General features: G+C 76.6%; 23 protein-coding genes. 19 read left to right on the top strand and 4 right to left on the bottom strand.

Annotated features, from left to right (window positions below):
• The first annotated feature begins 1871 nt into the window (after positions 1–1871).
• Entirely contained in the window at positions 1872–2828 is a 957-nt protein-coding gene (locus tag HL054_RS21600; RefSeq protein WP_369141193.1) for a tetratricopeptide repeat protein, read from the top strand.
• Between the two features lie 84 nt (positions 2829–2912).
• Positions 2913–3272 carry a single-stranded DNA-binding protein gene (locus HL054_RS21595; RefSeq protein WP_369141192.1) on the top strand — a complete coding sequence of 120 codons (360 nt, stop codon included), beginning with the start codon at positions 2913–2915 and terminating at the stop codon, positions 3270–3272.
• A gap of 12 nt (positions 3273–3284) precedes the next feature.
• On the opposite strand, the gene HL054_RS21590 is transcribed toward HL054_RS21595, so the two are convergent.
• Entirely contained in the window at positions 3285–4616 is a 1332-nt protein-coding gene (locus HL054_RS21590) for a DUF1015 domain-containing protein (RefSeq protein WP_369141191.1), read from the bottom strand.
• A gap of 106 nt (positions 4617–4722) precedes the next feature.
• Between HL054_RS21590 and HL054_RS21585 the strand changes: the two genes are divergently transcribed.
• Genes HL054_RS21585 through HL054_RS21575 form a run of 3 tightly spaced genes read left to right on the top strand, consistent with a single transcriptional unit; the run spans position 4723 to position 6373 of the window.
• Complete coding sequence (locus HL054_RS21585) at positions 4723–5124, top strand: tetratricopeptide repeat protein (protein WP_369141190.1); 402 nt, start codon at positions 4723–4725, stop codon at positions 5122–5124.
• Complete coding sequence (locus HL054_RS21580; RefSeq protein WP_369141189.1) at positions 5121–5294, top strand: hypothetical protein; 174 nt, start codon at positions 5121–5123, stop codon at positions 5292–5294. The genes HL054_RS21585 and HL054_RS21580 overlap by 4 nt, the downstream gene beginning before the upstream one ends.
• Positions 5291–6373 (top strand): HAD-IIA family hydrolase, encoded by a 1083-nt coding sequence (locus HL054_RS21575; protein ID WP_369141188.1) that lies wholly within the window; start codon positions 5291–5293, stop codon positions 6371–6373. Before HL054_RS21580 ends, HL054_RS21575 begins: the two co-directional genes overlap by 4 nt.
• Positions 6374–6429: 56 nt before the next feature.
• Here HL054_RS21575 and HL054_RS21570 read toward each other — a convergent pair whose 3' ends face one another.
• A complete protein-coding gene (locus HL054_RS21570; RefSeq protein ID WP_369141187.1) occupies positions 6430–6768 on the bottom strand; it encodes an alkyl sulfatase C-terminal domain-containing protein in 339 nt (112 codons plus the stop codon).
• Between the two features lie 218 nt (positions 6769–6986).
• On the opposite strand from HL054_RS21570, the gene HL054_RS21565 reads away from it, so the two are divergent.
• Genes HL054_RS21565 through recN form a run of 4 tightly spaced genes read left to right on the top strand, consistent with a single transcriptional unit; the run spans position 6987 to position 10873 of the window.
• Positions 6987–7187, top strand: a complete 201-nt coding sequence (locus tag HL054_RS21565; RefSeq protein WP_369141186.1) for a hypothetical protein — start codon at positions 6987–6989, stop codon at positions 7185–7187.
• Positions 7187–7984, top strand: a complete 798-nt coding sequence (locus HL054_RS21560; RefSeq protein WP_369141185.1) for a TlyA family RNA methyltransferase — start codon at positions 7187–7189, stop codon at positions 7982–7984. Before HL054_RS21565 ends, HL054_RS21560 begins: the two co-directional genes overlap by 1 nt.
• A complete protein-coding gene (locus HL054_RS21555) occupies positions 7981–9048 on the top strand; it encodes an NAD kinase (protein ID WP_369141184.1) in 1068 nt (355 codons plus the stop codon). Before HL054_RS21560 ends, HL054_RS21555 begins: the two co-directional genes overlap by 4 nt.
• The gene (gene recN / locus HL054_RS21550; protein WP_369141183.1) at positions 9023–10873 is read left to right on the top strand and encodes a DNA repair protein RecN; all 1851 of its coding nucleotides are present in this window, start codon (positions 9023–9025) and stop codon (positions 10871–10873) included. Before HL054_RS21555 ends, recN begins: the two co-directional genes overlap by 26 nt.
• A 4-nt stretch (positions 10874–10877) precedes the next feature.
• Here recN and HL054_RS21545 read toward each other — a convergent pair whose 3' ends face one another.
• Positions 10878–12071: a PucR family transcriptional regulator gene (locus tag HL054_RS21545; protein WP_369141182.1), complete on the bottom strand. Its 1194-nt coding sequence runs from the start codon at positions 12069–12071 to the stop codon at positions 10878–10880.
• 89 nt (positions 12072–12160) lie between these two features.
• On the opposite strand from HL054_RS21545, the gene HL054_RS21540 reads away from it, so the two are divergent.
• Positions 12161–13264 carry a ferredoxin reductase gene (locus HL054_RS21540; RefSeq protein WP_369141181.1) on the top strand — a complete coding sequence of 368 codons (1104 nt, stop codon included), beginning with the start codon at positions 12161–12163 and terminating at the stop codon, positions 13262–13264.
• Between the two features lie 69 nt (positions 13265–13333).
• The gene (locus HL054_RS21535) at positions 13334–14527 is read left to right on the top strand and encodes a fatty acid desaturase family protein (RefSeq protein ID WP_369141180.1); all 1194 of its coding nucleotides are present in this window, start codon (positions 13334–13336) and stop codon (positions 14525–14527) included.
• 72 nt (positions 14528–14599) lie between these two features.
• Here HL054_RS21535 and HL054_RS21530 read toward each other — a convergent pair whose 3' ends face one another.
• Positions 14600–15571: a TetR/AcrR family transcriptional regulator gene (locus HL054_RS21530; protein WP_369141179.1), complete on the bottom strand. Its 972-nt coding sequence runs from the start codon at positions 15569–15571 to the stop codon at positions 14600–14602.
• 163 nt (positions 15572–15734) lie between these two features.
• Between HL054_RS21530 and steA the strand changes: the two genes are divergently transcribed.
• From steA to HL054_RS21490, 8 genes are read left to right on the top strand one after another with little or no spacing between them, the layout of a single operon-like run.
• The gene (gene steA, locus HL054_RS21525) at positions 15735–16919 is read left to right on the top strand and encodes a putative cytokinetic ring protein SteA (RefSeq protein ID WP_369141178.1); all 1185 of its coding nucleotides are present in this window, start codon (positions 15735–15737) and stop codon (positions 16917–16919) included.
• Positions 16916–17863 (top strand): copper transporter, encoded by a 948-nt coding sequence (locus HL054_RS21520; protein ID WP_369141177.1) that lies wholly within the window; start codon positions 16916–16918, stop codon positions 17861–17863. The genes steA and HL054_RS21520 overlap by 4 nt, the downstream gene beginning before the upstream one ends.
• Entirely contained in the window at positions 17860–18696 is an 837-nt protein-coding gene (locus HL054_RS21515) for a hypothetical protein (protein WP_369141176.1), read from the top strand. The genes HL054_RS21520 and HL054_RS21515 overlap by 4 nt, the downstream gene beginning before the upstream one ends.
• Before the next feature lie 25 nt (positions 18697–18721).
• A complete protein-coding gene (gene murJ / locus HL054_RS21510; RefSeq protein WP_369141175.1) occupies positions 18722–20356 on the top strand; it encodes a murein biosynthesis integral membrane protein MurJ in 1635 nt (544 codons plus the stop codon).
• Positions 20349–21488: a glycosyltransferase family 4 protein gene (locus tag HL054_RS21505; protein WP_369141174.1), complete on the top strand. Its 1140-nt coding sequence runs from the start codon at positions 20349–20351 to the stop codon at positions 21486–21488. Before murJ ends, HL054_RS21505 begins: the two co-directional genes overlap by 8 nt.
• A complete protein-coding gene (locus tag HL054_RS21500) occupies positions 21485–23878 on the top strand; it encodes a hypothetical protein (protein ID WP_369141173.1) in 2394 nt (797 codons plus the stop codon). The genes HL054_RS21505 and HL054_RS21500 overlap by 4 nt, the downstream gene beginning before the upstream one ends.
• On the top strand, positions 23835–25574 hold the full coding sequence (locus HL054_RS21495; RefSeq protein ID WP_440347962.1) for a CTP synthase: 1740 nt from the start codon (positions 23835–23837) through the stop codon (positions 25572–25574). The genes HL054_RS21500 and HL054_RS21495 overlap by 44 nt, the downstream gene beginning before the upstream one ends.
• Positions 25574–26158, top strand: a complete 585-nt coding sequence (locus tag HL054_RS21490; protein ID WP_369141172.1) for an NUDIX domain-containing protein — start codon at positions 25574–25576, stop codon at positions 26156–26158. The genes HL054_RS21495 and HL054_RS21490 overlap by 1 nt, the downstream gene beginning before the upstream one ends.
• Positions 26159–26223 lie beyond the last annotated feature (65 nt).

Raw genomic sequence — 26223 nt, 5'->3', positions numbered from 1 at the left:
TAAGCCTTTCAGCGCCGATGGTACTGCCCGGGGGACCGGGTGGGAGAGTAGGACGCCGCCGGACATAACTCAACGAAACGGGGGTCGGAGCATCGCGCTCCGGCTCCCGTTTCGTGCGTTTGTCCGCTCTTCGTCGACCGTCCGTACCGCGCTGTCCAGCGACGCTGCGGTCGGATGCGAGCCCGTTCCAGGTGCCCCTATCGGGCGTGCGCCGTTCACCAGTGAGGTACCCCCACATCATGACTTCTCCGCGACGCGGCCCTAGCGGCTCCGACCGAGGCCGAGGGACCGGCGCTCCTCGAGGCGCGAACGGTGGCGGTGCCCGCCAGGGTGGCGCCGGCGGCCGGCCGCAGCGTCCGGCGGGTCACCGCGGTTCGCGCCCGACCGGTGGCGACGACGCCGCCCCGACGCGCGGTGGATCGTCACGTGACGATGCGTACCGGGCTCGGGGTGGTGCGGCCGGCGGCGAGTGGGGTCGCCGTCCGGCCGGCGAGCGCCCACAGCGCGACCGTCCGCAGGGCGGCGACCGGCCCGAGCGCGGTCGGCCCCAGGGTGGGCGCGCGCAGAGCGGCCGTCCCCAGAACAGTGACCGACCCAGTTGGCAGGACCGTCGTCCCGGCGGCGACCGTCCGCAGTCCTCGGGCGGCCCGCGTCGCGAGTGGCAGGACCGTGGCGGGTCCGGTGGCGGTCGCCCGGCGTCGTCCGGTGGGCGTCCGCAGGGTGACCGCCCCAGCTGGCAGGACCGTCGCCCCGCCGGCGACCGTCCGCAGTCCTCCGGCGGTCCGCGCCGTGAGTGGCAGGACCGTGCGCCCGGTGGCGGTCGTCCGCAGTCCTCGGGTGGTCCGCGTCGCGAGTGGCAGGACCGCGGCGCCCCAGGCGCTGGACGTCCGGCGTGGTCCGGGGGTCGTCCGCAAGGTGACCGTCCCAGCTGGCAGGACCGTCGCCCCGCCGGCGACCGTCCGCAGTCGTCGGGTGGTCCGCGTCGTCAGTGGCAGGACCGTGCGCCCGGTGGCGGTCGTCCGCAGTCCTCGGGTGGTCCGCGTCGCGAGTGGCAGGACCGCGGCGCCCCAGGCGCTGGACGTCCGGCGTGGTCCGGGGGTCGTCCGCAAGGTGACCGTCCCAGCTGGCAGGACCGTCGCCCCGCCGGCGACCGTCCGCAGTCGTCGGGTGGTCCGCGTCGTCAGTGGCAGGACCGTGCGCCCGGTGGCGGTCGTCCGCAGTCCTCGGGTGGTCCGCGTCGCGAGTGGCAGGACCGCGGCGCCCCGGGCGCTGGTCGCCCGCCGTCGTCCGGGGGTCGTCCGCAAGGTGACCGTCCCAGCTGGCAGGACCGCCGCCCCGCCGGCGACCGGCCGCAGTCCTCGTCGGCTCCCCGGCGTGAGTGGCAGGACCGCAGCGCTGGTGGCGACCGTCCGCAGTCCTCTGGTGGTCGTCCGCAGGGTGAGCGTCCGGCATGGCAGGACCGTCGTCCCGGGAGCGACCGTCCGCAGTCGTCGGGTGGTCGCTCGCAGGGTGACCGTCCGGCATGGCAGGACCGTCGCCCCTCGGGTGACCGTCCGCAGTCGGCGGCGGCTCCCCGACGTGAGTGGCAGGACCGCGCTCCCGGCGCGGACCGACCGCAGCGCGACCGGCTCGCAGGCAGCCGCGGCCCCGGTGGTGCGCCCACCCAGGGTCGGACCGGCGACGACCGTCCCGCCTGGCAGGACCGTCGGCCGCAGCGCGCCGGTGGCCCCACCGACGGCGCCGGCGACCGACCGTCGTGGCAGGACCGTCGTCCCGCGGGCCGCCCGGCCGGCCGCGACGACGCCGCCCCCCGTCGAGCCCCCGGTCCCGAGCTCCCGGAGTGGGCGGACGCCGGTGAGCTCGACCCCGCGGTGCGCACCGCCCTCCGCGGCCTCGACTCCCGCAACGCCGACATCGTCGGCCGGCACCTCGTCGCCGCGGGCGGCCTGATCGAGGAGGACCCCGAGCTCGCGCTCGAGCACGCCCGCGCAGCCCGCGATCGGGCGTCCCGGCTGGCCCCGGTGCGGGAGGCCGTCGGGGTGGCGGCGTACCACGCCGGTGACTTCGCCGAGGCCGCCCGCGAGCTCCGCGCCTACGCGCGGATGAGCGGCGACGAGAGCTACCGCGCGGTGCTGGCCGACTGCGAGCGCGCCCTCGGCCGCCCGGAGAACGCCCTCCGGCTCGTCCAGGAGGCGCTCGCCGCGTCGCCGGACGAGGAGGAGCTGGTGGAGCTCCGCCTCGTCGAGTCCGGCGCCCGCCAGGACCTGGGTGAGGGCGCCGCCGCCGCGCTGGTCCTCGAGGCGGCCCTCGGTGGCCGGCCCACCCCGGCCGGCCTGGGCACCCCCGACCTCGGCCGGCTCCGCCTGGCCAGCGCCTATGCCGACCTGCTCGCCGCCCGCGGGGAGCAGGACCTGGCCCAGCAGTGGTGGTCTGCCATCGCCGCCGCCGACCCTGACGACCTCACCGGCGTCTCCGAGCACTTCGCCGGCGAGGACGGCGAGGACGACGAGGACGACGACGTCGAGGACGACACCGACCTCGGCGCGCTCGTCCTGGACGACCAGGCCCCTGTCGACGACGACGACGAGGACGACGACAGCGCTGACGGTGACGCCGTGACCGCCGCGCCCGACGCGGACGCGGAGGTTTCCGACGAGGCGCTCGGCCGGGACCTGTCCGACGAGGTGGGCGGCGAGGTGACCCAGGCCGACATCGAGGCCGAGGTCGCCGAGCTGCTCGGTGAGGTCCCGCCGCCGGTCGAGCGCGACCACACCCGGCTCTTCCAGGAGGCGGCCGCCGACGAGGAGCACCAGCCCCCGACGGTCTGAGCTGCGTCGTCCACATCCGGCAGGGTCGTCCACAGGTCGACGACGACCCTGGCCGGTGGGTCGGCGGACGGCGAGGCTCGCCCCATGAGCCTCGCCGTCATCGACCGGAACGACGTCGTCCTGCGCGGGCGGTTGTCCGCGCCACCGGAGCTGCGTCCGCTGCCCAGCGGCGACACGCTCCTGGTGTTCAAGCTCGTCGTGCGCCGGGCGGACCCGCGTCCCCGCGGGCCGAAGTCCGACGTGATCACCTGCGTGAGCCTGCTGCCGGCGCTGCAGCGCTACGCCACGGCCTGGACCACCGACGACGTGGTCGAGGTCGAGGGCGCGCTGCAGCGCCGGTTCTGGCGCACCCCCACCGGCACGGCGGTGGCGTACGAGGTGAGCTGCCGTCGCGGCCGCAAGGTGGCCCGGGGCGGGCAGCGGACGGCGCCCCGGTCGGCCTGAGCCGTGACCGGGTCAGTCGCCGTGCGGGCGCAGCACCAGCCCCGTCCGCGGCTTCGGCACGAACAGCGTCGACTTGCGCGGCATCCGCGCGCCGGCGCGGGCGACCGCCGCCACGTCCGCCGGCGAGGGGGACCGGAGCAGCAGCGCGACGCCGGACCGGTCGTCGGCCAGCCGCAGCGCCTCGTCGACGTCGTGGGCCACCAGCACCGACGACGGGTCGTCGGCCCGGCCCCAGAGCCCGGTGATCAGCGCAGCGTGCGCCAGCACCACGTCCAGCCCCCGCCAGGCCGCGGGCGCCTCACCGGGCACCGCAGCCGTCGTGCGCGGCGACGGCTCGGACAGCTCGGACAGCCGCGCGCCGTCGGTCACCAGGAACGCCGGGCCGCCCCGCCCGGTGGTCCAGGCCAGCGCCGTGGCCCGCACGTCGCCGCCGGGCGTCGGCACTGCACGGACCCGGAAGCCGTCGCCGGCGCGGGTCAGCGCCTCGTCCAGCGCGAGGTCGGGCACGACGCGGTGGATCGCGCGCACCTGCAGTCCGCCCGCGCCCATCGGGGTGAGCAGCGCCAGCACCCGGCCGTGACCGGAGTCCTCGTCGGGACCGTCCCGGTGCCCGGCGGCGACGTGCTCCCGGGCCGCGGCGAACCGGTGGTGCCCGTCGGCGATCACCGCTCGGGTGCCGGCCAGCGCCCGGGTCAGCTGCTGCAGCGCCGACGGATCGGTGACCCGCCACAGCCGGTGCACCACCCCGTCGGGGTCGGCGACCTCCAGGGAGGGCGCGCCGGCGCCGGTCCGCCGGGTCAGCTCGGCCACCTCGGGGTCCGGGTCGTGGGCCAGCACGATCGGCTCGAGGTCGGTGTGCGTGGCGGCCAGCAGCGCCGTCCGCCCGGCCACGGCCGGGGCGAAGGTGTCCTCGTGCGGGAGCACCGCGGCCGAGCCCGGCGGCGGCAGTGTCACCGCACCGAGCCAGCCGGTGGTCGGGTCCACACCGGGGGCTGCCATCTCGTAGCGCCACAGCGCCGGCAGCGGGTCGCGGACGAGCACGTCGTGGTCCAGCCAGCTGTCCAGCGTCGCCGCGGCCGTGGCGGCCGAGCGGCGGTCCCGGGCCGACCGGTCGTCGCCGGGGCCCGGTGCCGGGTCGACGTGCGGCAGGATCAGGCGGACGATGTTGTGCGGGTCGGCGGCGGCCAGCCGGTCGCGGCCCGCCGCGGTCACCAGGTCGTAGGCCGGCGAGCTCACCCGCGCCAGGTGCTCCGGGCGGGCGTCGCGGTAGGTCAGCGCACGGAACGGCCGGACGTCGAGGCCCGTCGCGTCCGGAGGCGGGGAGTCCGCCGGCGTCGAGGGCACGAGGTCGATCGTAGGAGCGCGTCGGCGGGGAGCCGGGGGCGGCGTCTGCCAGCAGCGCGTCCGCCCGGTGAGACCGGCCGGTCGGCGCACGGGGGAAGGAGCGGTGGTGGCGGATCCGGGGCAGCCGGACGGCGGGGTCTACGAGTGGTACCGGCGTGGGCTGCGGCTGCTCGGCGACGGCCACCCCGACGCCGCGGCCACCCTGCTCGAGCGGGCCCTGGCCGCCGAGCCCGGGTCGCGCAGCGTCCTCGAGGGCCTCGCCCGCGCCCAGTACGACGCCGGCCGCCACCGCGAGGCGATGGACAGCTTCACCCGCCTCACCAGCGCCGACCCGACCGACCACTACGCCCACTTCGGGCTGGGCCTGGCCGCCAGCAGGGCCGGTGAGCTGGAGCTCGCCGCCGAGCACCTCGCGCTGGCCGTGGCCATGCGCCCGGACCTCACCCACTACGCGCGGGCGCTGCGCGGAGTCCGGACCCGCCGCGGTCTCGCCGAGGAGCTGCCGTGACCATGACGACCGAGACCCTCGCGACGCCGACGACCACGCCGACCACCATGCCGACCACCAGGAGCACGATGCCGACCGCGCTGCCGCCCGCCCCGCCGACCACCCTGCCGACGACGGAGCCGACCCCCGGGTCCGTCCCGACCGTCCGCCGCCCGGGCGGTGAGGGGTGACCGGCCCGGCCCGGCCGCCGGTGCCGCTGAGCGCCGGGGCCGACGTCCCGCCGGCGCAGACCTTCGACGTCGCCCTGCTCGACCTCGACGGCGTCGTCTACGTGGGACCCGCCGCGGTCCCCGGGGTGCCCCGAGCGTTGGAGCGGGCCGCGGCGCAGGGCATGCGGCTGGGCTTCGTCACCAACAACGCCGCACGCACGCCGGAGCAGGTGGCCGCACACCTGACCGAGCTGGGCGTCGCCGCGGAGCCGGACGACGTCATCACCAGCTCGCAGGCAGCGGCGTCGGTCGTCGCCGGGCTCGTCGGCCCGGGCGGGCGGGTGCTCCCGGTCGGCGGCCCCGGCGTCGCCGCCGCGCTGACCGCGGCCGGGCTGAGCGTCGTGGAGACGGCCGAGGACTCCCCGGCTGCCGTGGTGCAGGGCTACGGCCCGGGCGTGGGCTGGGCGCAGCTGGCCGAGGCGGTGGTCGCCGTCCGGGGCGGGGCGCGGCACGTGGCCACGAACACCGACGCCACCATCCCCTCGCCGCGCGGCGTGCTCCCCGGGAACGGTGCGCTCGTCAACGTCGTCAGCACGGTCACCGGTCAGCCGCCGCTGGTCACCGGGAAGCCCGACCCGGCGATGCACGCCGAGTGCGTCCGCCGCACCGGGGCGCGGCACCCGCTGGTCGTCGGGGACCGGCTGGACACCGACATCGAGGGCGCCCGGCGGGCCGGCGCGGCCAGCCTGCTCGTGTTCACCGGGGTCGCCACGCCGGCCGACGTGCTGGCCGCGCGCCCGGACCACCGGCCCGACCTGATCGCGCCGGACGCCGCCGGGGTGCTGGTGCCGCACCCGGCGGTCACCGCCGTCGAGGGTGCCTGGCGCTGTGCCGGCTGGGAGGCCGAGGCCACCGGGGAACGGCTCACGCTGCGCTCCGTCGGCGGTCACCGCGACGACGGCGACGGCCTCGACGGGCTGCGGGCGCTCGCCGTCGCCCACTGGGCGCGGCACCCCGACCACGGGGCGGCCGCCGCCGTCACCGCCGGGGACGGCGCAGCCGCCACCGCGCTGGCCGGCTGGGGGCTCGGCGCGGCATGAGCTCCCGGTCCGGCCCCCGCGCTGGGCTCGGTGCAGGGCTCAGCGCGGGTCCGGGCTCAGAGCAGCGAGCGGAGGCGGAGCATGTCGCGGAGCCCGGCCTCGAGCTTCACCCGGCCGCTGGCCCACGCCGGGGTGAAGGACAGCTGCCCGGAGGTGAGCGCCAGCAGGTCGTCGCTGCTCATGGTCAGCCGGATGTCCGCCTTGGGCACCGAGGGCCCGTCCGGCTCGGCGGCCAGGTCGTGCACGGCGCCGCGGGCGATCCGCCCGGCGACGACCTGCCCCAGGTCGGTGATGCGGCAGGAGACGCTGCGGTCCAGGTCCCGGGCGGCGTCCCGGGCGGCCAGCTCCGTCACGAAGCCGTCCAGGGCGGTCATGCACTCTTCCAGCGTCGCCACGTGCGGGTGCCTCCATCAGCCAGGGACCGGGCTCGTCCCGGCCGGGCGGTCCGCAGAGGCACGCTACCGGCGCGCCCGAGGCACCTGCACCGTCGCCCCGGCGGCACCGCAGGCCGGACGGCGGCCCGTCCACCGGTCCGCCCAGCGCACCGTCGTCCGTCGGCCCCGGCCGGTAACCTGCGGGAGGCAGGCCTGACCGCACCCGGGAGGAGGAGACCGTGACCGACCCAGCACCGCCGCGACCGGTCCCCGGTCCGCCCCGCACCCTCGCGCCCGCCGCCGACCCCGCCGCCGACCCCACCGCCGACGGCGCCCGGTTCGCCGACCTCGCCGACCGTCCGGTGGCCGAGCACGTCGCGGTCTTCGAGGCCGAACACGACCGGTTGCAGGGCGAGCTGTCCACCATCGACCAGCTCTGATGGTCCGACGCAGCCGGCTCGACGCCGAGCTCGTGCGCCGGGGGCTGGCCCGCTCGCGCGAGCACGCCGTCAGCCTCATCGCCGAGGGCCGGGTCACCATCGGCGGGCAGGCGGCCACCAAGCCCGCGACCGGCGTGGAGGCCGGGTCGCCGGTCGTCGTCCGCACCGACCCGAACGCCCCCAGCTGGGTGTCCCGCGGCGCGCACAAGCTGCTCGGTGCGCTGGAGGCCTTCCCGGTGGCCGTCGAGGGCCGCCGCGCGCTGGACGCCGGCGCCTCGACCGGCGGCTTCACCGAGGTGCTGCTGAGCCGCGGCGCGCGCGAGGTGGTCGCTGTCGACGTCGGCTACGGCGAGCTCGCCTGGTCGCTGCGCACCGACGACCGGGTCGCCGTCCACGAGCGCACCAACGTCCGGGAGCTGACGCCCGACGCGATCGGCGGGCCGGTCGAGCTGGTCGTCGCCGACCTCTCCTTCATCTCCCTGCGGCTGGTCCTGCCGGCGCTCACCGGCTGCGCCGACCCCGCCGCCGACCTGCTGCCGATGGTCAAGCCGCAGTTCGAGGTGGGCCGCGACCGGCTCGGCGCCGGCGGCGTCGTCCGCGACCTGACCCACCGGGCCGACGCCGTGCACACCGTCGCCCGGGCGGCCGCCGACCTCGGCTGGGGCACCGCCGGGGTGGTCGCCAGCCCGCTGCCCGGCCCGGCCGGGAACGTGGAGTTCTTCCTCTGGTTGCGCCGGGACGCACCCGCACCCGACCGCGACGCCATCGACCGAGCAGTACAGGAAGGACCGAGATGACCGAGCCTGCGAGCGAGGGCACCGCCGCCGCCTGCGGCACGGAGGAGCGGACCCGGCGGGTCCTGCTGGCCGTGCACACCGGCCGGGCCGACATCGTCGCGCTCGCCCGCTCCGCCGCCGCCCGGCTGGCCGAGGCCGGCATCGTCGTCCGGCTGCTGGACGACGAGGCCGAGGCGATGGCCGTGCCCGACGCCGAGGTGTGCGCCTTCGGGCCCGCCGCCGCCGACGGCGTGGAGATCGTGCTGGTGTTCGGCGGTGACGGCACCTTCCTGCGCGCCGCCGAGCTGGCCCGCAACACCGACGCGGCGATCACCGGGGTCAACCTCGGCCGGGTCGGCTTCCTCGCCGAGACCGAGCCCGAGGCGGTCGAGGAGATGCTCACCGCGGTGGAGAAGTGCGAGTACGAGGTCGAGGAGCGGCTCACCCTCGACGCCATCGTGCTCGACGCCGACGGCCGGCCCACCGGCGAGGGCACCTGGGCGCTCAACGAGGTCTCGGTGGAGAAGGTCGAGCGGTCCCGGGTGCTCGACGTCGTCCTGGAGGTCGACGGCCACCCGCTGACCAGCTTCGGCTGCGACGGCATCCTGTGCGCCACCCCCACCGGCTCCACCGCCTACGCCTTCTCCGCCGGCGGCCCGGTGGTCTGGCCCGACGTCGAGGCCCTGCTGCTGGTGCCGACCAACGCCCACGCGCTCTTCGCCCGGCCGCTGGTCACCTCGCCCACCTCGGTGCTGACCGTCGCCGTCCCGCCGGACGGCACGCGCGCCCGGGTCTCCGCCGACGGCCGCCGGATCGTGGAGGTGCCCGACGGCGGCCGGGTCGAGGTGCGCCGCTCCGACCGGCCGGTGCGGATCGCCCGGGTCAACCCGACGTCCTTCGGCGACCGGCTCGTCGCGAAGTTCGGGCTGCCGGTGCGCGGGTTCCGCGACGCCCGGTCGCACGGTCCCGGCCACGAGGCGCCGATCACCCGCACCAACGTGCTCACCGGCGACGTCAACACCAGTGACGGCGCCCTGCGCACCCCGGGGGAGGTGGGCGGTGGCCACCCGCACGGCGCGGTCTGAGCAGCGGCCCCGGACGACCCGGAGCCGCCCGGCCGACCCGCCGGCCGGCACCCCGGCGGCCCCGGCGGCCCCGGCCGGCCCGGCGACCGCACCGCACGGCGCGCTGACCGAGCTGCGCATCCGCGGGCTCGGTTCCATCGACGACGTCACCCTGGAGCTGGGCCCGGGCCTCACCGTGGTGACCGGGGAGACCGGCGCCGGCAAGACGATGGTCGTCACCGGCCTGTCCCTGCTGTTCGGCGGCCGGGCCGACCCCGGCCGGGTCCGCGCGAACGGGCGCGCCGGGGTCGAGGGCCGGCTGGTGCTCCCGCCGGACTCCCCGGTGTGGGCCCGCGCGGCCGACGCCGGTGCCGAGCCCGACGAGGACGGCAGCCTGATCCTGGCCCGCACCGTCAGCGCCGAGGGCCGCTCCCGCGCGCACCTGGGCGGCCGAAGCGTGCCGGTCGGCGTGGTCGCGGAGCTGGCCGAGGACCTGCTGGCCGTGCACGGGCAGACCGACCAGCTCCGGCTCACCCGCCCGGCCGAGCAGCGCCGCGCGCTGGACCGGTACGCCGGCGCCGAGCACCTGGCCCTGGTCGACCGGCACCGCGCCGCGTACGCCGCCTGGCGCGCGCTCGCCGACGACCTCGACCGCCGGCGCGGGCAGGCCCGCGAGCTGGCGCAGACCGCCGACGTGCTGCGGCACGGGCTGGAGGAGATCAGCGCCCTCGCCCCCGAACCGGGTGAGGACGAGGCGCTCGACACCCAGGCGAAGCGGCTGGGGGACGCCGACGCGCTGCGGGCCGCGGCCGACTCTGCCCGGTTCGCGCTGGTCGGCGACGTCACCGGCGACCTGGGCGGCGCCGACCTCGGCCAGGACGCCGCCACCGCGCTGGCCGCCGCCGAGCGGGCGCTGGCCGGCTCCGACGACCCCACCCTGGTGCTGCTGGCCCAGGACCTCGCCGACGCCGTCGCCGTGGTCTCCGACGTCTCGGTGCAGCTGGCCGGCTACGTCGCCGACCTCGACGCCGACCCCGCCCGGCTGGCCGAGGTGCTGGACCGGCGGGCGCTGATCACCGCCCTGGTCCGCAAGTACGCCGAGCCGGGGGAGGGGCTGGCCGGGGTGCTGTCCTGGGCCGCCGACGCCGAGGCGCGGCTGTCCCAGCTCGACGTGTCCGACGAGGCGCTGGCGGCGCTGCAGGCCGAGCGGGACACCGCCCGGGAGGAGCTGGCCGCGCTGTCCACCCAGGTCACCGAGGGCCGCCGGGCCGCGGCCGAGGGGTTCGCCGCCGAGGTCGGCGCCGAGCTGGCCGGGCTGGCGATGAAGAGCGCGCAGGTGTCCTTCCAGGTCGTCAGCGACCCCGGCAAGCCCGGCCCGGAGGGCGCCGACGAGGTCGCCCTGCTGCTCTCCCCGCACCCCGGTGCGCCGGCGCGACCGGTGCACAAGGGCGCCTCCGGCGGTGAGCTGTCCCGGGTGATGCTGGCCATCGAGGTGGTCTTCGCCGGCGCCGACCCGGTGCCGGTGATGGTCTTCGACGAGGTCGACGCCGGGGTCGGGGGCCAGGCGGCCGGCGAGATCGGGCGCCGGCTGGCCAGGCTGGCCGCCGAGCACCAGGTCGTGGTGGTCACCCACCTGGCCCAGGTGGCCGCGTTCGCCGACACCCACGTGGTCGTCGACAAGTCGCCGGACACCGCGCAGGGGGTCACCGCCACCGACATCCGCGCGGTGCTCGGCGAGGACCGGGTGCGCGAGCTGGCCCGGATGCTCTCCGGGCTGACCGACAGCGACACCGGGCAGGCCCACGCCCGGGAGCTGCTCGCGGTGGCCGCCGAGGGGCGCGGCTGAGCGGTCAGCCCTCCGGCGTCCCGAGGGCGAGGGTCAGCGCCAGCACGGTCCGCGGGTCCTCGAGCCGGTCGCCGAACAGCTCGCGCAGCTGGCCCATCCGGTAGCGGACGGTCTGCGGGTGCACGAACAGCTCCGCGGCGACCTGCTCGCGCCGGCCGTGGTGCAGCAGCCAGGACCGCAGCGTCGCGGTCAGCTTCTCCCGGACGGCGGCGCCCAGCCCGTCCAGCGGCGCGAGCGCGGCGGCCCGCAGGTCGGCCAGCGCCTCGTCGTCGGCGCGGAGCACCAGCTCGGGCAGCCGCTGCTCGGTGTCCAGCGGCGCCGTCCCGCCGTCGGCCAGGCCGAGCCGCAGCGCGCGGAGGGCGCGGGCGTAGGAGCGGGTGACGGCGTGCCAGGGCCGGGGCGGGCCGACCAGCGCGGCCCGGCCCTCCAGCGCGCGCAGCAGCCCCGGCCGGGCGCCCTCCCCGGCGTCGGGGACCAGCAGCACGGTGAGCTCCGCCGACGGGTCGAGCCCCGGCGGGTCGTCGCTGACCTGCAGCGTGCGGGTGTCCAGCAGGGCCAGCGCACCGCGGGCCCGCCCCTCGGGCAGCAGCACGGCGGTCAGCGTGCGCGGCGCGGACCAACCGGCCCGCTCGGCGGCCGCGGTCAGGTCGTGCAGCGGCCGGCCGGCCAGCAGCAGGGCGCCGAGCCGCTCCAGGTGGTGGCGGCGGGCCCGGCCGGTGCTGTCCAGCTCGTCGGTGTGCCCGGCGACGCTGGAGGCCGACAGCTGGTCGATGTAGGCGAACACCAGCTCGGCGAAGCGGGCCAGCGACTCCGCGCCCAGCCCGGCGGCCACCGCCGTGTCGCTCATGTGCCGCCAGGAGACCCGGGCGCCCACCCGGTAGGCGGCCAGCAGCGAGTCCATCGACCGGCCGCTGCGGGCCTCGCCGCGGCCCAGCGCGTAGGCGCCCTCCAGCGCCGGGGCGATCGGCAGGCTCGGGTCGACGCCGCCGCGCGCGGTCGCCAGCTCGAGGAAGCCGCCGAGGGCCAGCTGTACGGCGCCGGAGATCGCCCGGCCCATCTCCCCGGAGAAGGCGTCGGCGTAGCTGGGCACCTCGACGACGATCGAGGACACGGTGTGCTCGGCGACCGCGCGCAGCTCGGCCTGCATCGCCTCCACCACCACGGGCGGAAAGGTGATCACCTCGCTCGTCGTCCTCACCTCATCCTTGTTCGCGGAGGACAAAATGTACCGCCCGAATCACGTCGGGCGCACAGGTAAGCGCCCACCGGGCTGGGCATGCTCAAGGCATGACCGCAACCGTCCCGCGCCCGTCGAAGGCCCGGCCGGTGCTGGGCCGGCTGCGCGACCGCGTCGTCAAGGTCGCCGAGCTGGTGACCACGCCGCTGCTGCCCTCGGACTACCTCGACCTGGTCGACCCGTTGCGCTCCGGTGCCGCCCTCCGCGGGCGCATCGAGGACGTGCGACCGGAGACCCGGGACGCCGCGACGGTCGTCATCCGCCCGGGCCGGGACTGGCTGCCGCACACCCCCGGCCAGTACGTGCGGCTCGGCGTCGACGTCGACGGCGTCCGGCAGTGGCGGGCCTACTCGATCACCTCGGTGCTCGACCGCGCCGACGGCTGCTTCACGATCACCGTCAAGGCGTTGCCGGGCGGCAAGGTCAGCAACCACCTGGTGCACCGCACCCGCCCGGGGACGATCGTCCAGCTGGACCAGGCGACCGGCGACTTCGTGCTCCCCGGGGAGCGGCCGGCCAAGAGCCTGTTCGTCACCGCCGGCTCGGGCATCACCCCGGTGATGGGCATCCTGCGCAACCACGTGCACGAGCACGACGACGTCGTCCTGGTGCACTCGGCGCCCACCGCCGACGACGTCATCTTCGGCGCGGAGCTGCGCGAGCTCGCCGCCACGGGGCAGCTGCGGCTGGTCGAGCGGCACACCGCCACCGACGGCCTGCTGGACGCCGGGGCGCTGGCCGAGCTGGTGCCCGACCTGGCCGAGCGGTCCACCTGGGCCTGCGGGCCGGTCGGGATGCTCGAGGCGCTCGAGGAGCACTGGGCGGCCACCGGCATCGCCGAGCGGCTGTACACCGAGCGCTTCCGCCCCCGGGTCCTGGTGACCGGCGAGGGCGGCACGGTGAGCTTCACGAAGGCCGGCCGCACCGTCGAGGCCGACGGCGCCACCCCGATCCTGGACGCCGCGGAGGACGCCGGGCTGCTCATGCCCAGCGGCTGCCGGATGGGCATCTGCTACGGCTGCGTGCTCCCGCTGCGCGAGGGCGCCGTCCGCGACCTGCGCACCGGCGAGGTCACCACCGCCGCCCCCGGCGACGGCGTCCTCGTCCAGACCTGCATCAGCGCCGCCGCCGGCGCCTGCGACATCGACCACTGACCTGGGCACCAGCCCGCGCACACCACCCAGCACGAGCCACCGCACGAGCCAGAGCACGAGGAGCCGCACGTGACCGTCCTGCAGAACAAGGCTGAGAACCCGATCGCGCACCTGTCCGCCGAGGACGTCGAGTCCATCGGCCGGGAGCTCGACGCGATCCGCCAGGCCGTGGTGGACAGCCGCGGCGAGTCCGACGCCGCCTACATCCGCCGGGTCATCGACGTCCAGCGCAAGCTCGAGCTGGCCAGCCGCGCCGTCCTGCTGCTGTCGAAGTTCCCGCCGGCCTGGGTGATCGGCACCGCCGGTCTCTCCGTGGCCAAGATCCTGGAGAACATGGAGATCGGGCACAACATCCTGCACGGGCAGTGGGACTGGATGCGCGACCCGAAGATCCACTCCACGACCTGGGAGTGGGACATGGCCAGCCCGGCCGACCAGTGGAAGCACTCGCACAACGAGCTGCACCACACGTACACGAACGTGATCGGCAAGGACAACGACCTCGGCTACGGCATCATGCGCGTCGACGAGGACCAGAAGTGGGTGCCGCTGTACCTGCTGCAGCCGGTGTGGAACTTCGTCAACGCCTGCTTCTTCGAGTACGGCATCGCCGCCTACGACCTCGAGCTGGGCAAGAACCTGGCCACCAAGAAGCGCCGCAGCGACCCCGGCTTCCGCGCCCGGGGCAAGGCCGTGCTCAGGAAGATCCGCAAGCAGGCGACCAAGGACTACCTGGTGCACCCGCTGCTGTCGGGCCCGTCGTTCCTGCCGACCCTGGCGGCGAACTTCACCGCCAACGTGGTGCGCAACCTGTGGTCGCACTCGGTGATCATGTGCGGGCACTTCCCCGAGGGCGTGGAGACCTTCGAGAAGACCTCGATCGACGGGGAGACCCGCGGTGAGTGGTACCTGCGCCAGATGCTCGGCTCGGCCAACATCTCCGGCAGCAAGGCGATGCACATCATGACCGGCAACCTGTCGCACCAGGTGGAGCACCACCTGTTCCCCGACCTGCCGAGCAACCGGTACGCCGAGATCGCGCCGCAGGTGCAGGACCTCTTCGCCCGCTACGGGCTGCGGTACCACTCCGCGTCGCTGCCCCGGCAGGTCGGCTCGGCCTGGCACAAGGTCATCCGGCTGTCGCTGCCCAACGGCTGGCTGGCGCAGACCACCCCGGCGAACGCGCCGGCGCAGGTGGCGAAGCTGTACAAGATGACGACCGGCGGCGCCAAGGTGCGCCGGGAGCTGCAGCGCGCCGCGTAGCGGCCGGCACGGCCGAAGGGCCCCTCTCCCGCCTGGGAGAGGGGCCCTTCTCGGCGTGCGGGGGGTCCTTCGTCAGCGGCGCTTGGCGTACCCGGCCAGGCCGAACTGCAGCAGGGCCAGGCCGCGGCGGCCGCGGGTGCGCAGCTCGGCCACCAGCTCCGGCCCCGACGCCCCCTCCAGCACCCGGTCGCGGGCCAGCTCGAGCAGGGCGGTGTACAGCCCGGTGACGGCGTTGGCCGCCAGCCACGGCTCGAGCACACCGGCCGCCGGGCGGGTCTCCAGGGTGATCTGCTCGGCCAGGGTGTCGGTGAGCGTGCCGAGGATCTCCCGCTCCCGCACCTGCAGGGTGCGGGAGCCGCGGATCACCCGGGCCATCTCGGCCACGCCCCCGGCCGCCTCGGGGGCGCCCAGCTGGCTGATCGCGGCGACCACGAAGTCACCGGCGGCGGCCGCCGCGGACTGACCGGCCGGACGACGGCGCACGGCCTCCAGCAGCGCGGCCCGGATGGGCGGGTCGAGCTCGAAGACCAGGCCCTCCTTGACCGGGAAGTGGTTGAAGACCGTCTTCTCCACCACGCCGGCGCGCTGCGCGATCTCCATCACGCTGACGTGGTCGAAGCCGCGCTCGACGAAGAGCTCGGCGGCCGCGTCGACGATCGCCTCCCGGGTGCGCTGGCGGCGCTGCTCGCGCAGCGTCGGACCGCGGCGCTCCCGGCGGCGGGGGCGGCGGCCGGGGCCGGGGGCGTCGGCGGGTGCGGCGGCAGCCGGCGCGTCGGGCGCGGCATCGGCCGGGACGTCGTCCGGGGGCTGGGTGCCGACCGGTGCGTCGGCGGCGGGTGCATCCGGGGCGGGGCGGGGCGGCAGCGCCACCACCTGGGCGTTCGCCGGGTCCGCACCTCCTGGCTCGACGGCCGGGGCGCCCGCGACGTCCTGCACGGCCTGCCCGGCCGAGGCCTCGGGGTCACGGAGGCCGGTCAGCTCCCCGACCAGGTCGTCGGCGAGAACTGTCGCTGTGCTCCGGCTCGCGGAGGCCCCTGCAGTCACACCAGCCACGCTAGTGACGGGCCGGTCCCGTCCCCGGGGAGCGACACCCGGTCGACGCGGTCGGGTTCCGAGCGCGTCGCGGTGTCGCTCACCGACTGTGACCGATCGGTCGCGCTCGCGCGTCGGGTCCAACCGACCCTGCCTCCGTGGGACGATCGCGGCCATGCGCATCGGCACCCTGCGACGCGGGCGGCCGTCCGAGACGGCACCCGGCGTGACCGGCACGGCCCGTGTGGACCGGCGGACCAAGAACCTCACCAAGCGGCTGCGGCCCGGCGAGATCGCGGTCATCGACCACGCCGACGTGGACCGGGTGGCCGCCGACTCGCTGGTGGCCTGCAAGGTCGCCGCGGTCGTCAACGCCGCGCCCAGCACCACCGGGCGCTACCCCAACCTCGGTCCGGGGATCCTGGTCGACGCCGGCATCCCGCTGGTGGACAACGTGGGCAAGGACGTGCTGACCGCGCTCAAGGACGGCACCGAGGTGCGGCTGGAGGGCGGCACGCTCTACGCCGGCGACACGGTCGTCGCCCAGGGCACCGAGCAGACCCCGGAGACCGTGGCCACCTCGATGGCCGAGGCGCGCGAGGGGTTGTCGGTGCAGCTGGAGGCCTTCGCGGCCAACACCATGGAGTACATGAAGCGCGAGCGCGCGCTGCTGCTCGACGGCGTGGGCGTGCCCGACGTGACCACCCAGATCGAGGGCCGGCACGTGCTGGTCGTCGTCCGGGGCTACGACTACAAGGAGGACCTCCAGGCGCTGCGGCCCTACATCCGCGACTACCGGCCGGTCCTCATCGGTGTCGACGGCGGCGCCGACGCGCTCATCGAGGCCGGCTACCAGCCGGACATGATCATCGGCGACATGGACTCGGTGAGCGACGCGGTGCTGCGCTGCGGGGCCGAGGTCGTGGTGCACGCCTACGCCGACGGCCGCGCCCCCGGGCTGCAGCGGGTCCTCGACCTCGGGGTCGAGGCGATCACCTTCCCGGCCTCGGCGACCAGCGAGGACATCGCGATGCTGCTCGCCGACGAGAAGGGCGCCTCGCTCATCGTCGCCGTCGGCACGCACGCCACGCTGATCGAGTTCCTGGACAAGGGCCGCGGCGGCATGGCCTCGACCTTCCTAACCCGGCTCCGGCTGGGCGGCAAGCTGGTCGACGCCAAGGGCGTGAGCCGGCTCTACCGCAGCCGCATCTCCACCCTCGCGCTGGTCCTGCTGGTGCTCGCCGCGCTGGCGTCGATCGTCGCCGCGCTGGCGGTGTCCACGGCCAGCCACATCTACTTCGACCTGCTCGTCGACCAATGGGACAGCTTCGTGTTCTGGCTGGAGAACCTCTTTTCGTGATCGACTTCCGGTACCACCTCGTCTCGCTGATCGCGGTGTTCCTGGCCGTGGCGCTGGGCATCGTCATCGGCACCACGCAGCTCAACGGGCCGCTGACGGACAACCTGCAGGGCCAGGTGACCGCACTGCAGGAGGACAAGCGGTCCCTGGAGGACCAGACCCAGCAGCTGCAGACCCAGCTGGACGACGTCGGCAGCTTCGAGGAGGCCGTCGGCCCGACCCTGGTGGAGAACACGCTGACCGGCCGCAGCGTCGTCCTGGTGGTCGCCGGCGCCGACCCCGAGCCCGACGTGGCCGAGGGGCTGACCGCGCTGCTGGGCAGCGCCGGGGCCACCGTCACCGGCACGGTGCGGCTCACCGACGGCTACGCCGCCGAGTCCACCGCCGACACGCTGGAGACCTTCCTCAGCGGGCCGGGCGTCCCGCTCACCGTCACCCAGCCCGAGACCGACGACCCGGGCGAGGCCGTGGCCTCCGTCCTGGCCCAGCTACTGATGGTGCCGGCCGAGGGCAGCGCCCGGGTCGCGCCCACCGCGACCGACACCGCCACCGTGCTCGCCGGGCTCGAGGAGCTCGACGTGCTCAGCCAGGACAGCACCTCCGTCACCCCGGCCGACCTCGCCGTCGTGCTGACCACCGGCGCCCTCGAGGGCGACGACGCCGAGACGCGGACGTCGGCCCTCCTGCAGCTCGCCGTCGCACTCGACGAGCAGGGCTCGGGTGCCGTCGTCGCCGGCAACCTGGCCTCGGCCGGGGACGGCGGTCTGGTGGCCGCCCTGCGCGCCGACTCCGCCGCCCGCGGCACCGTCTCGACCGTGGACAACGTGACCGCCGCGGCCGGCCGGATCAGCACCGTGCTGGCCCTGGCCGCCGAGGCGCGCGGCACCTCCGGCGAGTACGGCGTGGGCGAGGACACCCAGCCGGTCCCGGCCCCGGTGTCGTGACCGCCCGGACGAGGGCCGGGCTGGTCGCCGCCGGCGCCCTGGCCGCGCGGGCCGGCCTGGCCGGTGCCGCGGCGCTGAACGGCCAGGACGCCGGAGCGCCGTGGCGCCGCACCAACTTCGCCGGCCGCCCGGTGACCCTGCTGGGCGGCCCGGTGCTGGCCGCCGCCGCCACGGCCACCGCGGTCGCCGGCGCCCCGGCCGGGCAGCGGGCCGCGGCAGCGGTCGTCGGCGGCGTCGCCGGGCTGGTCGGCGGCTACGACGACCTGGCCGGCGCCCGCCCCGAGCAGGCCCGGGACAAGGGGCTGGCCGGCCACCTCGCCGCCCTCCGCGAGGGCCGGGTCTCCGCCGGCGCGGTGAAGGTCGCCGGCATCGGGGCCGCCGCGGCGGTCGCCGCCGTGCTCACCCGCCGGGGCGGCGGGCTGCCGGCGGTGGCCGACGCCGTGCTCACCACCGGCCTGGTCGCCGGCACCGCGAACCTGGTCAACCTGCTGGACCTGCGCCCGGGCCGGGCCGCGAAGGCGACCGCGCTGCTGGCCGGCGGCACGCTCGGCGGCCCGGCCGGGGGGCTGGTCGCCGGACCGCTCGGCGCCGCCCTCGGCGTGCTCCCCGCCGACCTCGGCGAACGGGTCATGCTCGGCGACTGCGGCGCCAACGCCGTCGGCGCGCTGCTCGGCCTGCGGCTCGCGGCGCTGCCCGGCCGCGGCACGCGCGCCGGGCTGCTCACCGTCGTCACCGCGCTCACGCTCGCCAGCGAGCGGGTCAGCTTCACCCGGGTGATCGAGGGAACCCCCGGCCTGCGCGAGCTCGACCGGCTCGGCCGCCGTCCGGCGTGACCACGGCCAGCAGCGGCGGACGGCGGTGACCGGCCGGCGCGTCGTCCAGGGTGCGGCGGGGGCCGCCCTGCTCATCTCGGTGCTCACCCTGCTGTCCCGGCTGGCAGGGTTCGGGCGCACCGTCGTGCTGACCAACGCGGTCGGCGCCGACAGCACCGGCGACACCTACCAGGCCGCCAACAACGTGCCCAACATCGTCTTCGAGGTGGTCGCCGGCGGCGCGCTGGCCAGCCTGGTCGTGCCGATGCTGGCCGGCGGCATCGCGGCCGGCGACCGGGACCAGGTGCGCCGCACGGCGTCGGCGCTGCTGGGCTGGACGCTGCTGGTGCTCGTCCCGCTCGCGCTGCTGCTGGCGGCGCTGTCCCGGCCGATCGCCACGGCGCTGCTCGGCGGCGACGCCGGCGACCCGGTCAAGGTCGACGTGGCCGCCCGGTTCCTGCTGATGTTCGCCCCGCAGGTGCCGCTGTACGGCGTCGCGGTCGTGCTCACCGGCGTGCTGCAGGCGCACCGCCGGTTCGCCGGCCCCGCGCTGGCCCCGCTGCTGTCCTCGGTGGTCGTGGCCGGGGCGTACCTGCTCTTCGCCGGCGGCGGCGGCAGCCGGGACGTCGGCGGACTGACCACCTCCGCGGAGCTCGTGCTCGGGGTCGGGACGACGCTGGGTGTGGTCGCGCTGGCCGCCTCGCTGCTGCTGCCGCTGCGCGGGCTGCGGCTGGGGCTGCGCCCCGCGCTGCGGTTCCCGGTCGGGGTAGCGCCGCGGGTGCGCCGGCTCGCGCTGGCCGGGGTGGTCACCCTGGCCGGTCAGCAGCTGGTCGCGATCGTGGCGATCCGGCTGGCCAACGCGGACGCCCCGGCCGGCACGCAGGTCGTCTACTTCGCCGGGATGACGGTGTTCCTGCTGCCCTGGGCGGCGCTGGCCGTCCCGCTGGCCACCTCGGTCTACCCCGCGCTCAGCGAGCGGGCCGCCGCGCGGGACGAGGCCGGGTACGCCGCGACCCTGGGCCCGGCCGCCGTGCTCACCGTCGTCACCGGCGCGGTCGCCGCCGCCGGGCTGGTCGCCGTCTCCGGGCCGATGGCCCGGGTCTTCCTGGCCTCTCCGGACGACGCCGCCCCGGCGGCCGCGCTCGCCCCGACCATCGCCGCCTTCGCGCCCGGGCTGGTGGGCTACGGGCTGGTCGCGCTGCTGTCCCGCGCGCTGTACGCCCGCGGCCTGTGGCGGGCGCCGGCGGTCTGCGTGGCGGGCGGCTGGCTGGTCGCCGTCGCCGCCGACCTGGTGCTGGCCGCGGTGCTGCCCGACGCCGACCGGGCGCTGGCGCTGGCCACCGGGCACACCGTCGGGGTCACCGTCGCCGGGGCCGCGCTGCTCGTCGTCGTCGTCCGCGAGGCCGGGGGTGCCGCGCTGGCCGGGGTGGCCCGCACCGGCGGGCCCGCCGTCCTGGCCGGTGTCCTCGGCGGGGCGGCCGGGCTGCTGACCGCCCGCGCGCTGGGCGCCGACCCGGTGCCCGGCGGCGGGGTGCCGGCCGCGATCGGCATCGGGGTGGCAGCCGGTGCAGTCGTGCTGGTGGTCGCTGCGGCGGTCATGATGGGGACCTCCCGGGGACCGCTGCTGGCCGCCGTCTCCGGCCTTCGTCGATCGGGCAGTCAGGAGGTGGCGGGTGTCTGAGCAGCGTCCCCTCGCCGACCGCCGGATCGCCCAGGTGCTGGCCACCAGCACCGGCGGGGTGGGCACGCACCTGCGCTCGCTGCTGTCCCCGCTCGGCCGGGCCGGCGCGTCGGTGCGGGTCTGCGGACCCCGGGCCACCGAGGAGCTGTTCGCGTTCACCGCGACCGGCGCCGACTTCCGCGAGGTGGGGATCTCCGCCGGCCTGGCCCCGGCGGCCGACCTGCGCGCCGTGCTCGCGCTGCGCCGGGCCACCACCGGGGCGGACCTGGTGCACGCCCACGGGCTGCGCGCCGGCCTGGTCGCGGCGGCCGCGCGACGGCTGGCGGGGGAGCGGTCCCGGCCGCTGGTGCTGACGCTGCACAACGCGCTGCCCGGTGGCGGCGGGCTCCGGCGGCAGGTGCTGCAGGCCGCCGAGCTGGCCACCATCCGCGGCGCCGACGTCGTGCTCGCGGCGTCGGCGGACCTGGCCGACAACGCCCGCCGGCTCGGTGCCCGTGACGTCCGGGTCGCGCCGGTCGCCGCCCCACCGCTCCCGCCGGCCCGGCGACCGCGGCCCGAGGTGCGCCGCGAGCTCGGCCTGGACGACCAGCGCCCGCTCGTGGTCGCCATCGGCCGGCTGCACCCGCAGAAGGGCTACGACGTCCTGCTCGACGCGGTGGCGCGCTGGGTCGCCGACCCCCGGCTGCGGCCGGTGCCGCTGGTCGCGATCGCCGGCGACGGCCCGCTGCACGACGAGCTCGCCGCCCGGATCGCCGCCGAGCAGCTGCCGGTCACCCTGCTCGGGCGCCGCACCGACGTCGCCGACCTGCTCGGCGCCGCCGACGTCTGCGTGCTGCCCTCGGTCTGGGAGGCCCGCTCGCTGACCGCCCAGGAGGCGCTGCGGGCCGGCACGCCGCTGGTGGCCACCGCCGTGGGCGGCATCCCCGAGCTGGTGGGTGCTGCCGCGCAGCTGGTGCCGGTCGGCGACGCCCGCGCGCTGGCGGAGGCGGTGACCGGGGTGCTGACAGACCCGGCCCTCATCGCCCGGCTGGGCGCGGCCGGCCCGGCGCAGGCCGCCGGCTGGCCGGACGAGGCGGCCACCGCGCAGCAGCTGGTCGGGCTCTACCGAGAGCTGCTCGGGCAGCGCCGATGACCGGCCGGACCGCCCGGCGGTCGGCGGTCCCCGTCCTCCTGGTGCTGCTCGTCGCGCTGCTCGCCGGCTCGGTGCCGCCCGCGTGGGCCGCCGACGGCGACGACCCCTTCCGCGCCGACCAGGTGGTGTCCGTCGGCGTCCCCGGCCTGGTCTGGTCCGACCTCGACCCGGAGCTGACGCCGCAGCTGTGGGCGCTGGCCGAGGACTCCGCGATCGGGGCGCTGTCGGTGCGGGCCGGCCGGTCCACGACCTGCCTGCTCGACGGCTGGGCCACCCTGGGCGCGGGCAACCGGGCGCGCTACCCCGGCCCGGTCGAGCCGGTCCCGCCGGCGCCCGAGCCGGCCGAGCCGCAGCCCGAGGCCGACGGCGCCGAGCCGGTGCCGACCGCCGAGCCACCCGTGCCGACGGTCGACGCCCGGCTGTCCTACTGCGGGCTCGAGGAGCAGGTCGCCAAGGTCGGGCTGGCCGAGCCCGGCCGCACCGTCACCCGGGTCGCCGAGGACGAGGCGACCGCACGCTTCGGCGCCGAGCCGGGTGCGCTGGGCCAGGCGGTCCCCTGCAGCACCGTGGTCGGTCGGGCGGCCGCGCTGGCCGTCGCCGGCGAGGGCGCGGACTTCACCGTGCGCGACTCGCTGCCCGGCGACGACGGCGAGCTGCGGCAGCTGCTGGGGGAGTGCCCGCTGACGCTCGTGTCGCTCGGCCAGCTCAGCGACGCCGCGGCGCCCGGCGCGGACGCCACCGACGACGGCACCGTGCCCAGCGCCCGGGACGCCGCGGTGCAGGCCGTCGACACCGCCGTCGGCCGGCTGCGCACCGCCGTCGGCGCGCTGGACGGGGAGACGCTGCTGCTGCTGCAGGGCATCTCCGAGGTCAACGGTGGCCGGCCGCAGCTGCACGTGGGGATGGCCGAGGGGCCGGGCATGACCACCGGCTGGCTCACCTCGGCCAGCACCGGGCGCGCGCCGTTCGTCCAGCTGATCGACGTGGCCCCGACCGTGCTGCGGGCCCTGGGCCTGCCGGAGCCCGCGTCGATGAACGGCCAGCCGTTCACCGTCGCCGCCGGCCGGCCGGACCTGGTGGACGCGCTCGCCGAGCTGGACCGGGCCAACACCCGGGCGGTGGTGCACTACCGGAGCACCGCGCTCACCTTCTGGCTGCTGGTGCTGGTCAACGCGGTCGTGGTGGTGTCGGGGGCGGTTCTGCTCGGCGGCTGGGACCGCGGCCGGCTGCCCGCCCGCCCGGCCCGGGTGCGCGACTGGCTGCGCGGCCGCCGGCCGGTGCACCGCGGCCGGGGGCTGCTGCGCGGGGCGGCGCTGCTGGCCGCGTCGCTGCCGGGGGCAACGTACCTAGCCAACCTGGTGCCGTGGGAGCGCACCGGTTCCCCGCGCTGGACCCTGGCCGCTGCGGTCGTCGCGACCACGCTGCTGGTCGGCGCCGTGGCCGGGCTGGGGCCGTGGCGCCGGCGGCGGCTGGGGCCGGCCGTCGTCGTCCTGGCGGTCACCCTGGCCACCCTGCTCGGCGACGTGCTGACCGGCTCGCACCTGGAGCTGGACGGACTGCTCGGCTACGACGCGATCGTCGCCGGCCGGTTCACCGGCTACGGCAACCTCACCTACGGGCTGCTGGCGGTCAGCGCGTTGCTGCTCACCGCCGCCGCGGCCGCCGCCCTGGTCCGCCGCAGCGCCACGCCGTCGCGCCGCACCTGGCTGCTGCCGGTGGCCGTCGCGGGGGTGGTCTGCGTCGGGCTGATCGGGGCGCCGTCCCTGGGCCGGGACTTCGGCGGCGTGCTGGCCGCGGTGCCGGCGTTCCTGGTGCTGGGCATGCTGCTGGCCCGGATCCGGGTGACCCCCGCCCGGCTGGCGGTGGTGCTCGCGGCCGCGGTGGCGGTGGTCGGCGTGGTGGCGGTGCTGGACTGGCTGCGGCCGGCGTCCGAGCGGAGCCACCTGGGCCGGTTCGTCGGCCAGCTGCTGGACGGCCAGGCGTGGACGGTGGTCAGCCGCAAGGCCGAGGCCAACGTCGGGATCCTGCTGGGCAGCCCGCTGGCCTGGATGCTGCTGGTGGCCCTGCTCGCGGCCGGCTGGCTGCTGCGGCCCGGCGGTCTGCTGCGCAGCGGGCCGGACGGCGGGGTCGCCGGGCTGGCCGCCGACGACGTCCGGGTGCTCCGCGCGGCGCTCACCGCGATCGCGCTCAGCCTGACCGTCGGCGCGCTGGTCAACGACAGCGGTGTCGCCCTGCCGGCGACCGCCGCGACGCTGCTGGTGCCGCTGCTGGTGTGGCTGGCCGCCGGCGCTCCGCCGGCCTCCGCGCCGGGGGACGACGACGCGCCTGCGGAGGCCGCCGAACAGCGTGTTAACGTGGGCGTCCGTGGGTCGACTGGCAGAACCTCGTGACCGCGGACCTCTTCTCCCCAACTCCCAGCCGACGAAGTTCGTCTTCGTCACCGGCGGCGTCGTGTCGTCACTGGGCAAGGGACTGACTGCAAGTTCTCTGGGGGCTCTGCTCTCCAGCCGGGGCCTCAGGGTCACCATGCAGAAGCTGGACCCCTACCTCAACGTGGACCCGGGGACGATGAACCCCTTCCAGCACGGCGAGGTGTTCGTCACCGAGGACGGCGCCGAGACCGACCTGGACATCGGGCACTACGAGCGCTTCCTGGACACCGACCTGACCGGCCGGGCCAACGTGACCACCGGCCAGGTGTACTCCGACGTGATCGCCAAGGAGCGGCGCGGGGAGTACCTGGGCGACACCGTCCAGGTCATCCCGCACATCACCAACGAGATCAAGGCCCGGATCATGGCCGTGGCCGACGGTCCCGAGCGGGTGGACGTCGTCATCACCGAGGTGGGCGGCACGGTCGGCGACATCGAGTCGCTGCCGTTCCTGGAGGCCGCCCGGCAGGTGCGGCACGAGATCGGCCGGGACAACTGCTTCTTCCTGCACATCTCGCTGATCCCCTACATCGCCCCCTCCGGTGAGCTGAAGACCAAGCCCACCCAGCACTCGGTCGCCGCGCTGCGCAGCATCGGCATCCAGCCCGACGCGCTGGTCTGCCGGTCGGACCGGGAGATCAGCGAGGGCCTCAAGCGCAAGATCAGCCTGATGTGCGACACCGAGGCCGAGGGCGTCATCTCCTGCCCGGACGCGCCGTCGATCTACGACATCCCGAAGGTGCTGCACCGGGAGGGCCTGGACGCCTTCGTCGTCCGGCGGCTCGGCCTGCCGTTCCGGGACGTCGACTGGACCGTCTGGGGCGACCTGCTCGACCGCGTGCACGCGCCCAAGGCGACGGTGACCGTGGCGCTGGTCGGCAAGTACATCGACCTGCCCGACGCCTACCTGTCGGTGACCGAGGCGCTGCGGGCCGGCGGGTTCGCCCACCGCTCGCGGGTGCAGATCCGCTGGGTGCCCTCCGACGACTGCGAGACGCCCGAGGGTGCCGCGGCCGCGCTGGCCGGCGTGGACGGCGTCTGCATCCCCGGCGGGTTCGGCGTCCGGGGGATCGAGGGCAAGCTCGGCGCCATCCGGCACGCGCGGGTCAACGGCATCCCGACCCTGGGGCTGTGCCTGGGCCTGCAGTGCATGGTCATCGAGGCGGCGCGGGACCTGGCCGGGATCGAGGGCGCCAACTCCACCGAGTTCGACCCGGAGACCCCCGACCCGGTCATCTCCACCATGGCCACCCAGCTCGACGTCGTGGCCGGCCGCGGGGACATGGGCGGGACGATGCGGCTGGGCAGCTACCCGGCGCACCTGCAGAAGGGCTCGGTCGTGGCGGCCGCCTACGGCACCACCGAGGTCACCGAGCGGCACCGGCACCGGTACGAGGTGGCCAACGCCTACCGCGACCGGCTGACCGCCGCGGGCCTGGTCTTCTCCGGCACCTCGCCGGACGGCACGCTCGTCGAGTTCGCCGAGCTGCCGGCCGACGTCCACCCGTTCTTCGTGGGCACTCAGGCGCACCCGGAGCTGAAGAGCCGGCCCACCCGGCCGCACCCGCTGTTCGCCGCGTTCGTGCAGGCCGCGGTGGACTACCAGGAGTCGGCGCGGCTGCCGGTGCCGACCGAAGAGCCGGTCGGCATCTGATGGCCCACTCCTATGAGGTCCTCGGCAGCGAGCAGGTCTACGAGGGCCGGATCATCTCGCTGCGCACGGACACCGTGGCGATGCCCGGCGGCGGGGAGAGCGTGCGCGAGGTCGTGCACCACCCCGGCGCCGTGGGCGTCGTCGCGCTGGACGACGAGGACCGGGTGGTGCTGCTGCGGCAGTACCGGCACCCGGTGCGCCAGCACCTGTGGGAGCTGCCGGCCGGGCTGCGCGACGTCGACGGCGAGCCGCCGGTGGAGACGGCCAAGCGCGAGCTGGCCGAGGAGGTGCAGCTGGCCGCTGATCGCTGGTCGCTGCTGGTCACCCAGCACCCGTCCCCGGGCTTCTGCGACGAGCTGATCCACCTCTACCTGGCCGAGGGCCTCACCGAGGCGGCCCGGCCGGACGGGTTCGTGGTGGAGCACGAGGAGCTCGACATGACCGTCGAGCGGGTGCCGCTGGCCGAGGCGGTGCAGTGGGTGTTCGACGGCAAGGTCAAGAACGCGCTGGCCGTCATCGGGCTGCTGGCGGCGGCGCAGGTCCGGTCGGGCTCGCCCCGTCTGCGCCCGCTCGACGGCGACTGACCCCTCGCGGCCGGGGCCGCGCCCCCGTCCTCCACCTCGGACGACATCTGCCATGTCGGGGCCAC

Origin of the sequence: Modestobacter versicolor, from assembly GCF_041028285.1 — a bacterium.
Lineage (GTDB): Bacteria > Actinomycetota > Actinomycetes > Mycobacteriales > Geodermatophilaceae > Modestobacter > Modestobacter versicolor_A.
The sequence above is the reverse complement of the archived record's forward strand: the minus strand, read 5'-3'. Positions and strand labels throughout refer to the sequence as shown.

Coding starts and splice junctions, on each gene's coding strand:
- HL054_RS21595 (WP_369141192.1), top strand. CDS start 2,913: ATGAGCCTCGCCGTCATCGACCGGAACGACGTCGTCCTGCGCGGGCGG.
- HL054_RS21560 (WP_369141185.1), top strand. CDS start 7,187: ATGGTCCGACGCAGCCGGCTCGACGCCGAGCTCGTGCGCCGGGGGCTG.
- HL054_RS21555 (WP_369141184.1), top strand. CDS start 7,981: ATGACCGAGCCTGCGAGCGAGGGCACCGCCGCCGCCTGCGGCACGGAG.
- HL054_RS21540 (WP_369141181.1), top strand. CDS start 12,161: ATGACCGCAACCGTCCCGCGCCCGTCGAAGGCCCGGCCGGTGCTGGGC.
- steA (WP_369141178.1), top strand. CDS start 15,735: ATGCGCATCGGCACCCTGCGACGCGGGCGGCCGTCCGAGACGGCACCC.
- HL054_RS21500 (WP_369141173.1), top strand. CDS start 21,485: ATGACCGGCCGGACCGCCCGGCGGTCGGCGGTCCCCGTCCTCCTGGTG.
- HL054_RS21490 (WP_369141172.1), top strand. CDS start 25,574: ATGGCCCACTCCTATGAGGTCCTCGGCAGCGAGCAGGTCTACGAGGGC.